This is a genomic window from Pseudomonas sp., from assembly GCF_050739995.1.
GTDB lineage: Bacteria > Pseudomonadota > Gammaproteobacteria > Pseudomonadales > Pseudomonadaceae > Aquipseudomonas.
Window position 1 is genome coordinate 1 of record NZ_JBOICG010000586.1, and the last position, 10880, is coordinate 10880.

The 10880-nt window shown below is 60.8% G+C and carries 10 protein-coding genes; all 10 read right to left on the bottom strand.

Annotation, left to right across the window (positions count from 1 at the left end; all coding sequences use genetic code 11):
• The coding region (locus ACRESD_RS19455; protein ID WP_431752389.1) for a UDP-N-acetylglucosamine--N-acetylmuramyl-(pentapeptide) pyrophosphoryl-undecaprenol N-acetylglucosamine transferase at nucleotides 1-755 on the bottom strand (755 nt) is incomplete at its 3' end.
• Nucleotides 745-1968, bottom strand: coding sequence for a putative lipid II flippase FtsW (gene ftsW, locus ACRESD_RS19460; protein ID WP_431752390.1), 1224 nt, complete (start codon nucleotides 1966-1968; stop codon nucleotides 745-747). The genes ACRESD_RS19455 and ftsW, both read right to left, overlap by 11 nt.
• Nucleotides 1965-3311 (bottom strand): UDP-N-acetylmuramoyl-L-alanine--D-glutamate ligase, encoded by a 1347-nt coding sequence (murD, locus tag ACRESD_RS19465; protein WP_431752391.1) that lies wholly within the window; start codon nucleotides 3309-3311, stop codon nucleotides 1965-1967. Before murD ends, ftsW begins: the two co-directional genes overlap by 4 nt.
• Nucleotides 3312-3317: 6 nt before the next feature.
• Nucleotides 3318-4400 (bottom strand): phospho-N-acetylmuramoyl-pentapeptide-transferase, encoded by a 1083-nt coding sequence (mraY, locus tag ACRESD_RS19470; RefSeq protein ID WP_060753913.1) that lies wholly within the window; start codon nucleotides 4398-4400, stop codon nucleotides 3318-3320.
• Nucleotides 4400-5770: a UDP-N-acetylmuramoyl-tripeptide--D-alanyl-D-alanine ligase gene (locus ACRESD_RS19475; RefSeq protein ID WP_431752392.1), complete on the bottom strand. Its 1371-nt coding sequence runs from the start codon at nucleotides 5768-5770 to the stop codon at nucleotides 4400-4402. Before ACRESD_RS19475 ends, mraY begins: the two co-directional genes overlap by 1 nt.
• The gene (locus tag ACRESD_RS19480; RefSeq protein WP_431752393.1) at nucleotides 5763-7226 is read right to left on the bottom strand and encodes a UDP-N-acetylmuramoyl-L-alanyl-D-glutamate--2,6-diaminopimelate ligase; all 1464 of its coding nucleotides are present in this window, start codon (nucleotides 7224-7226) and stop codon (nucleotides 5763-5765) included. The genes ACRESD_RS19475 and ACRESD_RS19480 overlap by 8 nt, the downstream gene beginning before the upstream one ends.
• A complete protein-coding gene (locus ACRESD_RS19485; protein ID WP_431752396.1) occupies nucleotides 7226-8968 on the bottom strand; it encodes a peptidoglycan D,D-transpeptidase FtsI family protein in 1743 nt (580 codons plus the stop codon). Before ACRESD_RS19485 ends, ACRESD_RS19480 begins: the two co-directional genes overlap by 1 nt.
• Complete coding sequence (gene ftsL, locus ACRESD_RS19490; protein ID WP_431752394.1) at nucleotides 8968-9261, bottom strand: cell division protein FtsL; 294 nt, start codon at nucleotides 9259-9261, stop codon at nucleotides 8968-8970. The genes ACRESD_RS19485 and ftsL overlap by 1 nt, the downstream gene beginning before the upstream one ends.
• Nucleotides 9258-10205 carry a 16S rRNA (cytosine(1402)-N(4))-methyltransferase RsmH gene (gene rsmH / locus ACRESD_RS19495; protein WP_431752395.1) on the bottom strand — a complete coding sequence of 316 codons (948 nt, stop codon included), beginning with the start codon at nucleotides 10203-10205 and terminating at the stop codon, nucleotides 9258-9260. The genes ftsL and rsmH overlap by 4 nt, the downstream gene beginning before the upstream one ends.
• A complete protein-coding gene (gene mraZ, locus ACRESD_RS19500) occupies nucleotides 10202-10657 on the bottom strand; it encodes a division/cell wall cluster transcriptional repressor MraZ (RefSeq protein ID WP_003171868.1) in 456 nt (151 codons plus the stop codon). The genes rsmH and mraZ overlap by 4 nt, the downstream gene beginning before the upstream one ends.
• Nucleotides 10658-10880: the final 223 nt, after the last annotated feature.

Sequence of the window (10880 nt, forward strand, 5' to 3'; positions counted from 1 at the left end):
GCCCAGCCATAGGCATGGGCCATGTCTTTGATGAAGGGCTGCACATTCGCCTCCACACCGGCCTCGCGATAACGCGTGGCGGTGACTTCACCGTGATCTTTGCCGGCCTGATGGAAGATCTCCGGGCGCAGTTCCACAGGGAGTTGCGCCACCGCTTCCGGCAGCAGTTTGTTAAGCGGCTCGGAACCCAGGCTTCCGCCCAGGATCAGCAAGTGCGCCTTGCGCCCGACCAGAGCCTGGCGCGCGATATCCATGAACAACTCGGTACGCACAGGGTTGCCGGTGGTACGCAGTTTGTCCGAGGCACCAAAGGTCTTCGGGAACGCCTCGCAGACCCGGGCGGCCAAGGGCACCAGCAGCCGGTTGGCAGTACCGGCGACGGCGTTCTGTTCGTGCACGATCACCGGCACGCCCGCGAGCTTCGCCGCAACACCGCCTGGGCCGGTCACATAACCACCGAATCCAAGCACGCACACCGGCTTCAATTCACGGATGATTTTGCGTGCCTGCCACACCGCCTTGAGCAGCACGAACGGCGCCTTGAGCAACGACAACTTGCTCTTGCCACGCAGGCCGGCGACGTTGATCAAATGCAGGGGCAAGCCGGCATTCGGCACCAGATCGTTTTCGATGCCGCGCGGTGTACCCAACCAGTGCACGGTGTAGCCACGGTTCTGGAATTCGCGGGCGCACGCCAGGGCCGGGAACACATGGCCCCCGGTGCCGCCCGCCATGATCAGCACGTTAGCGCCCATGGGTCGGCTCCTCGGCAAAATCGCTTTCGCTGAATTCCATCTCTTCGCTGCCCAGGTGGGTTCGACTCTCCCACTCGATGCGCAGCAACAAGCCCAGGCACACGCAGCAGATCACCAACGAACTGCCGCCGTAACTGAGGAACGGCAAGGTCAGGCCCTTGGTCGGCAGCAGGCCGACGTTCACCCCGATGTTGATCAGGAACTGGCCGATCCACAGGAACGACAAGCCGTACGCCACATAGGCGGCGAAATACTGTTTGGCCTTCTCGGCCCACAAGCCGATGTACATGCCGCGCACGCAGACGAACAAGAACAGCGCAACGGTGCACAGCGAACCGACCACGCCCAGCTCTTCGGCAAGTACCGAGAACACGAAGTCGGTGTGGGCTTCCGGCAGGTAGAACTGCTTCTGCACGCTGTTGCCCAGCCCCACGCCCAACCACTCGCCGCGACCGAAGGCGATCAGCGCCTGGGTCAACTGGTAGCCGGAACCGAACTGGTCGGACCACGGGTCGGTAAAGGTGATCAGACGAGCCATCCGGTAGGGTTGCGCCTGAACCAGAATCGTCACCGCCGCGACCGCCAGCACCACCATCAAGGTGAAGCGAAACAGGCCCACGCCCCCCAGGAACAGCATCGCCGCTGCCGCGCCCATCATTACAACGGTGGCACCGAAGTCAGGCTCCATCAGCAACAAACCGGCCATCGGCAGCAGCACGATGAAAGGCTTGAAGAAGCCCATCCAACTTTCGCGCACTTCTTTCTGGCGACGCACCAGGTAACCGGCGAGGTAGATCACCACGAACACCTTGGCGATTTCCGACGGCTGTACGTTGAACGCGCCGAAGCCGATCCAGCGCATCGAACCGTTCACCTCACGGCCGATACCGGGCAGGATCACCATGATCAACAGGCCGAACGCACCGATCAGCATCATCCAGCCCAGGCGTTGCCAGGTAGCGATAGGGATCATCATGGTAACGATGCATGCACCGAGGCCGATCACCAGGTAAACCAGGTGACGAATCATCATGTACAGGGTGTTGCCCGACTGGACGGCGGCCACTTCGGAAGACGCCGAAGTGATCATCACCAGACCCAGGCCCAACAGCGCGAGGCAGCCGGCGAGCATAGGGAAATCAAGGTCAATACCGCGCCCGGTAATGATCGGCGAAGGGTACGGCTTGATGATGTTCCGCAAGTTGATGCTCATGCCAAGGCCTCCACGCCGCGGGCGAACAGCTGGCCACGCTCTTCGTAGTTCTTGAACATGTCGAAACTGGCACAGGCCGGCGACAGCAACACGGCATCGCCGGGCTGGGCCAAGGCCTTGCATTGGGCAATGGCGTCGTCCAGGGAGATCGCCCGTACCTGTGGCACCGCCTCACCAATGGCCGCGCCGATCAGGCCCGAATCACGGCCCATCAACACCACGGCGCGGCAATGTGCAGCGACCGGGCCTTTAAGATCCTTGAAGTCGGCACCCTTGCCGTCACCGCCGACGATCAGCACCAGCTTGCCTTCGATATCGGCACCAAGGCCTTCGATAGCCGCCAAGGCGGCACCGACGTTGGTGGCCTTGGAGTCGTTGTAATAGCTGACGCCATCCAAGTCGCGGACCCACTGGCAGCGATGCTCAAGGCCGCCGAACGTGCGCAGCGCCGACAGCATGGCGTCGAATGGCAGACCAACGGCATGCCCCAGGGCCAAGGCCGCCAAGGCGTTGGACTGGTTATGGGCACCACGGATTTTCAGTTCGCGCACAGGCATCAGGTTCTGGAATTCGAAGGCCAGGTATTTCTCGCCATTCTCTTCACGGATGCCGAAGGCCTTGAAGTCGGGTTTGCTCAGGCCGAAAGTCCAGCACGGCAGGCCCTCGCCCATCAGCGGACGGCTCAAGGCATCCTGGCGGTTGACCACCACTTGCCTGGCGCCGCGGAAGATCCGGTGCTTGGCCAAGTGGTACGCCGGCAGGCCGCTGTAGCGGTCCATGTGGTCTTCACTCACGTTCAACACAGTCGCCACTTCGGCACCGAGGTCGTGGGTGGTTTCCAACTGGAAGCTCGAGAGTTCCATCACGTACAGCTCGACGTCATCGCTGAGCAAGTCCAGTGCCGGGGTGCCGAGGTTACCGCCCACAGCCACACGCTTGCCGGCCGCAACGGCCATCTCGCCAACCAGGGTGGTCACAGTGCTTTTCGCGTTGGAGCCGCTGATGGCCACGATCGGCGCTTTCGCGTTACGCGCGAACAGGTCGATATCGCCCGACAGCTTCACGCCACGGGCCGCCGCCGCTTGCAGGGCCGGTGTCGCCAGGGCCAGGCCGGGGCTCACGTAAAGCTCGTCGGCACGGCACAGAAACTCGACATCCAGCTCGCCACAACGCACTTCCACGTGCGGGTAGTCACGGCGCAGCGTGACCAGCTCCGGTGGATTTTCCCGCGTATCGGCCACGGCGAACGACACACCCCGGTTCGCCAGGAAGCGAACCAGGGACATGCCGCTCTTGCCGAGGCCGACAACGATGCGGAAGTGGTCTGAAGCGATCAAGGACACTCGTTTCTACCTCAGTTTCAGGGTGGCAAGGCCGATCAGCACGAGAATCACGGTGATGATCCAGAAACGGACGATCACACGCGGCTCGGGCCAGCCCTTGAGTTCAAAGTGGTGGTGAATCGGCGCCATGCGGAACACACGACGCCCGGTCAATTTGAAGGAAGCCACCTGGATGACCACCGACAGGGTTTCCATCACGAACACACCGCCCATGATGAACAGCACGATTTCCTGGCGAACGATCACAGCAATGGTGCCCAAGGCCGCACCCAGCGCCAGTGCGCCAACGTCGCCCATGAAGACTTGTGCCGGATAGGTGTTGAACCACAGGAAGCCCAGGCCGGCACCGATCAGCGCGCCGCAGAATACGATCAGTTCACCCGCACCCGGTACATAAGGGATCAGCAGGTATTCGGCGAATTTCACGTTACCCGACAGATAGCAGAAGATGCCGAGCGCGCCGCCCACCATCACCGTCGGCATGATCGCCAGGCCGTCGAGGCCGTCGGTGAGGTTCACCGCGTTGCTCGAACCGACGATCACGAAGTAGGTCAGCACCACGAAGCCGACGCCCAGGGGAATGCTGGCGTCCTTGAGCATCGGGATGATCAGGGTGGTCTCCACGGCGCTTGGCGCGGTGGTGTACAGGAAAATTGCAGCGGCAAGGCCGAACACCGACTGCCAGAAATACTTCCAGCGGCTTGGCAGCCCCTTGGAGTTTTTCTCGATCACTTTGCGGTAGTCATCGACCCAACCGATGGCACCGAACAGCAGAGTCACCAGCAGCACGACCCACACGTAGCGGTTGTGCAGGTCAGCCCACAGCAAGGTGCTGATGCCGATGGACGACAGGATCAATGCACCGCCCATGGTCGGGGTGCCGGACTTGGACAGGTGCGACTGCGGGCCGTCATTACGAACCGATTGACCAATTTGCAGGTTCTGCAGGGTGCGGATCATCCACGGCCCCAGGAACAGCGACAGAGACAACGCGGTCAGCACACCCAGAATCCCGCGCAGGGTCAGGTACTGAAAGACCGCGAAGCCTTTGTAGAACTGTTGCAGATACTCAGCCAGCAGCAGCAGCATTAATGTTTCTCCGTACTTGAGCCACACAAGGCCGCGACGACGTTTTCCATCACCGCGCTGCGCGATCCCTTGATCAAAATAGTGGTGTGTTTGTCTTGCTCAGTCGCTGTCAGCGCCTGGATCAATTCAGCCTGGGTCGCGAAGTGACGCGCACCGGGGCCGAAGGCGTTGATGGCATGAGCCATGTTCGGGCCAACGGCGTAGAGCGCGTCGACTTTGCCAGTGGCATAAGCGCCGACTTCGCGGTGGGACTGTTCAGCCCAGTCACCCAGCTCGGCGATATCGCCCAGCACCAGCACCTTGCGACCGGCGAAACCCTTGAGCAGATCAATGGCGGCGCAGACCGAAGACTGGTTGGCGTTGTAAGTGTCATCAATCACGCGCATGCCGTTGGCAGCCAACTGCGCCACGGTACGGCCCTTGACTGGCTGCACCGCACCCAGACCGGTGGCGATTCCGAACAGCGACACCCCCAGGGCGTGGGCGGCAGCCGCGGCAGCCAAGGCATTGGCGACGTTGTGATTGCCCAGCAGGTTCAACTGCACGTGTTCGTCACCTTGCGGGGTATGCAAGGTAAAGGATGGGCAGCCACGGGCATCCACCGTGATATTGGAGGCATGGAAATCGGCCGCTGCGTTCAACACGGCAAACGTCAGGACCTTGCGCCCGGCGGCGCGTACACGCCAGGTTTCGAAGGCCTTATCGTCCAGGTTCAGTACAGCTGTGCCGGAGGTATCGAGGCCTTCAAGGATTTCGCCCTTGGCTTCGACGATCTTCTCCGGGCCGCCGAATTCGCCAACGTGGGCAGTCCCGGCATTGTTGATAATCGCCACGTGAGGCTTGGTCAGCGCCACGGTGTAGGCAATTTCGCCGATGCGCGAAGCGCCCAACTCGATCACCGCCGCCGTGTGTTCCGGGGCCAATTCGAGCAGGGTCAGCGGAGCGCCAAAATCATTGTTCAGGTTGCCACGGGTGGCGAGCACCGGCCCGCGCGTGCGCAATACTCCAGCGAGCAGTTCCTTGACCGTGGTCTTGCCGCTGGAGCCGGTGATGGCTGCAACCGGCTTGCTGAAGGCAGCACGGTTCAGCGCCCCCAGTTGGCCCAGTGCCAGGCGGGTGTCGGTGACCAGCAATTGCGGCAATGTGGAGTCTGCGACTTCACGCTGCACCAGCGCGCCAACGGCGCCTTTGGCGGCAACGTCATTCAGGTAATCGTGACCATCAAAACGCGGGCCGGCCAAGGCGACAAACAACTGGCCCGGCTTGATGTTGCGGCTGTCGATACTGACGCCGTCGAAGCTGCAATCGCTCGACAACACACGGGCCGACAGAGCCTGGGTCAGTTCACTGAACTTCATCGCTTTAAGCATGGGCAACCTCCCAGGCGGTCAAGGCGTGATCGGCTTCGACCAGATCGGAGAAAGCGTGACGTTCGCCGTTGATTTCCTGGTAGTCCTCGTGACCTTTACCGGCCAGTACCACCACGTCATCAGCGCTGGCGCTGGCGATCAATTGAGCGATGGCGGCACCGCGCCCCGCAACGAAGGTAGCCTTGTCGGCGTCTTTGAAACCGACACGAATGTCATCGAAAATCCGGCTCGGGTCTTCGCTACGCGGGTTGTCATCGGTGACGAGTACGCCATCGGCCAGACGCTCGACAATTTCAGCCATCAACGGGCGTTTGCCGCGATCGCGATCACCGCCACAGCCGAACAGGCACAACAACTTGCCCTTGGCGTGTGGACGCAGGGCCACCAGGACTTTTTCCAGTGCATCCGGGGTGTGGGCATAATCGACCACCACCAGCGGCTGTTTGCCGCCACCCAGGCGCTGCATGCGACCAACCGGGCCTTCCAGTTTCGGCAGCACGCGCAGGATTTCGTCGAGGGCGTAATCCAGACCGAGCAGCGCGCCAACCGCGGCGAGGACGTTGCTCAGGTTGAATCGACCGAGCAGGCTACTGCGCAAATGGTGCTCGCCTTGTGGCGTTACCAGTGTGGCGCGCACGCCTTCGTCATTGAATTGGGCTTCACGGCAATACAGGTAAGCGCCGGCGTCTTCCAGGCTATAGCTGATCAGACGCGATTCGTGCTCTTGCGCCGCCAACTGACGACCAAATTCGTCGTCCAGGTTGACCACGCGGCACTTCAAGTCATTCCAGGCAAACAGCTTGGCCTTTTCGGCAGCGTAGGCCTCCATGGTGCCGTGATAGTCCAAATGATCGCGTGACAGGTTGGTCATCACCGCCACATCAAAAGCCAACGCAGCGACGCGGCCCTGATGCAAACCGTGGGACGACACTTCCATGGCGACCGCCTTGGCACCGGCCTTTTTCAGGTCGGCCAAGGTGGCTTGCACGGCAATCGGGTTTGGCGTGGTGTGCAGGCCGCTTTGCAGCGCGCCATAAAAGCCAGTCCCCAGGGTGCCGACAATGCCGCAGTGCTGGCCCAACAGATCAAGCGCCTGGGCGACCAGTTGGGTCACGCTGGTCTTGCCGTTGGTACCGGTCACACCCACCAGGTTCAGTTGACGGCTCGGGTCACCATAGAAACGCCCGGCAATGTCGGACAGTTGCGCAGCCAGGCCCTTGACCGGAATCAACGGCACATCGGTGATTGGCAGCACGGTGGCGCCTTCCACTTCATAAGCCACAGCCGCCGCGCCGCGCTGCAAGGCATCGGCAATATGTTCGCGGCCGTCGAACTTGCCGCCAGGCACCGCCAGGAACAGGTCACCGGCACGTACGTTACGGCTGTCCAGGCTCAGCTCGCGAATCAGCAAATCGCGACCGGCATGGGCAAAAATCTTGTTCAGGCTAAGAGACATCAGCCGCGCCCTCCATTGGCTTTTACAGCAGCGGCCGGTGGTCCGGCGTTCGCTTGTTGGGTCGGCGGCAGGTTGTCCGGCGTGATGTTCATCAGACGCAGGGTGCCGGACATCACTTTGCTGAATACCGGCGCCGATACCAGGCCACCGAAGTAGCCGGCTTTGCTTGGCTCATCGATCACGACAACGATGGCGTAGCGCGGATCACTCATCGGACCGAAGCCTGCGAACAGCGAGCGGTAGGAGTTTTCGGCATAGCCCTTGGTACCCACCGACGTCTTACGCGCGGTACCGGACTTGCCCGCCACGTGATACGCAGGCACCTGGGCACGGAATACGCCGCGTGGTGCTTCGATCACTTGTTGCAGCATGCCTTGCATGGTCTTGGCGACTTTTTCCGGGATCACCTGAGTGGCTGTCGGCGCTTCGTCGACGTGGATCAGGCTCAACGGAACCATCCGGCCATTATTGGCCAATACAGAGAAAGCATGGGCCAGTTGGATCGCCGTCACCGACAGGCCGTAGCCGTAAGACAGCGTGGCTGTCTCGGCCTTTTTCCAGTCGCGATAGTTCGGCAGGTTGCCGACACGCTCGCCCGGAAAGTCCAGGCCGGTGGGTTGGCCCAAGCCGATTTTCTGCGCCAGGTGGTAGATGGTTTCGCCGCCGATATCGAAGGCGACCTTACTCATGCCCACGTTACTGGAGTTGATCAGGATACCTGTCAGATCCAGCACCGGACCCTCGGTACGGGACACGTCACGAATGGTGTATTTACCCAACTGCAGGGTGCCTGGGTAGACCTCGACTTTGTCGCTCGGCTTCCAGCGTCCGGTTTCCAGGGCGGCACTCATGGAGATGGCTTTCATGGTCGAACCCGGTTCGAACACGTCGATCATTGCGCGGTTACGCATCATCGCCGGTTGCAGGTTGCGACGGTTGTTCGGGTTGTAGGTCGGCTGGTTGACCATGGCGAGGATTTCGCCGGTCTTCACGTCCATGATCACCAAGCTGCCGGCTTTGGCGCCGTTCTCAATGATTGCGTTACGCAGCTCGCGGTTGGCCAGGTATTGCAGACGCAGGTCAATCGACAACGCCAAGGGCTTACCGGCCTTGGCGTTTTTGGTGACTTGCACGTCCTTGATCAGTCTGCCGCGCCGATCCTTGATGACTTGCCGCTTGCCAGGAACCCCAGCCAGCCATTCGTCGTAGGCCAGCTCGACACCTTCGCGACCGTGGTCATCGATATCGGTGAAGCCAACCATATGCGCGGTGGTCTCACCGGCCGGGTAGAAACGACGAAATTCCTCGATGCCGTAGACACCGGGGACTTTGAGGTCGAGTACTTGCTGACCTTGTTCAGGCGTCAGCCCGCGAACCAGGTAGATGAACTCCTTATTGGCCTGGGCTTCCAGACGCTCAGCCAAGGCCTTCGGGTCTTGACCCAGGGCGGCTGCGAGTTCTGGCCATTTTTCCTTGGCGGTCTGCAGTTCCTTGGCGTTGGCCCACAGGGTCGTCACCGGGGTGCTGACGGCCAGGGGTTCGCCGTTGCGGTCGGTAATCAGGCCACGGTGCGCAGGAATTGGAATATGACGCAGGCTACGGGCATCGCCCTGGCCGATCAGGAAGTCACGGTCAACGACCTGCAGATCGATGATCCGCCAGGCGATTGCGCCCACCATCAGCGCGAGCAAGCCGAGCACCACGCGGAAGCGCCATGGGTAGAGTGCGCCTTCGAGTTTCATCATGGCGCCACCATGCGGACTTCAGCCGCGCCCGGGATGTGCATTTTAAGCTGTTCGGTGGCCAGCACTTCGATACGGCTGTGGGCGGTCCAGGTGCTTTGCTCGAGGATCAACCGGCCCCACTCCGCCTGCGCTTTATCGCGCACGCTCAATTCCCCGTACAGGGTATTGAGCAACTGGCGGTTCCAGTGGGCGCTGTAGGACACCGCAATCGCGGACACCAGCACGCCGATAAACAGCAGCATCATAAAGAAGCTGCCGCCCGGGAGGGGCTTGGCGAAAAGCTTGCTCACCGCAGTTTCTCCGCGACACGCATGACGGCGCTACGGGAACGTGGGTTGGCCTTGAGTTCGGCTTCGGAAGCGAACTGCGCTTTGCCATGGATTTTGATTTTCGGCACAAAGGCTTCGAAACGTACCGGCAGGTTGCGCGGCAGGTTGTCGGACTCGCCCTTGACCAGACGACGCATGAACAGTTTGACGATGCGGTCTTCCAGGGAGTGGAAGCTGATCACCACCAGGCGACCGCCCACTTCCAAGGCGTCCAGAGCGGCTTCAAGGCCGGCTTCCAGATCACCCAGTTCGTTATTGACGTGAATACGCAGGCCCTGGAACGCACGGGTTGCCGGGTTCTTGCCCTTTTCCCAGGCAGGGTTGGCGACCTTCAGCACTTCGGCCAGGTCAGCGGTGCGTTCGAATGGCTGGATCTCGCGGCGCTCGACCACGGCGCGCGCCATGCGGCCGGCGAAACGCTCCTCACCGTACTCTTTGAACACACGGGCAATTTCTTCCACTGGCGCGGTGGCGATGAACTGGGCAGCACTGACACCCCGGGTTGGGTCCATGCGCATGTCGAGGGGGCCGTCGTTCATGAAGCTGAAGCCGCGCTCCGGGTCGTCGAGCTGTGGCGAAGACACGCCCAGATCGAGCAAAACCCCGGCCACCTTGCCTGCCATGCCGCGCTCGACCACTTCCGCGCCCAGCTCGGCAAAGCTACGCTGCACAACGACAAAGCGGCCGTCTTCGGCCGCTAGCGCTTGCCCGGTGGCAATCGCTTGAGGGTCTTTGTCGAAACCGAGGAGTTTGCCGTCGGACCCGAGCTGGCTGAGTATCAACCGGCTATGCCCACCCCTGCCGAAGGTGCCATCCAAATAGCAGCCATCCGCGCGTACGGCGAGAGCCTCAACGGCTTCGTCAAGCAGTACGGTGATGTGGTTAAAGCCGCTATCAATAGTCACAGGATCAAATCACGCAGTTCATCAGGCATGGCGCCCGGTTGTTGAATAGCAGCCAGGTCAGCTGCAGAAACAGCATCCCAGGCATCTTCGTCCCACAATTGGAACTTGTTCAGTTGGCCCACCAGCATTGCGCGCTTGTCGAGCTTGGCGTACTCGCGCAGACGCGGTGGCACCAGGAAACGACCGCTACCATCGAGCTCGAGGTCGACGGCGTTACCAATCAGCAAACGCTGCAGGCGTCGGTTTTCTTCACGCAATGAAGGCAGTGCGCGCAACTTGGTTTCAATCAACTCCCACTCATCGAGGGGGTAAACGCACAAACAAGGATCAACGGCATCAATCGTGATGATTAATTGGCCTGAACTTCGCGAAATGAGCTCGTCACGATACCGGCTCGGCATGGCGAGACGGCCTTTTGCATCGAGACTGATAGCGTTAGCTCCGCGAAACACAGATGCGTTTCTCCAAATTTTAACGTTTTACGTTCAAAAAACCCACTTTGTGCCACTTTCCGCCACTTGCGCACACTATAGGAATGCGCCCACCACACCGTCAAGGCGCGGATTCAAGGAAAAGCCTTACAGAACGGAGATTTAGGAAGGTAAAGGGAGGAGAAACGAGAGTTTGACGGCGATTTTGACTCAACAACACCAAATAGCTCAAAGAGCTAAGGCT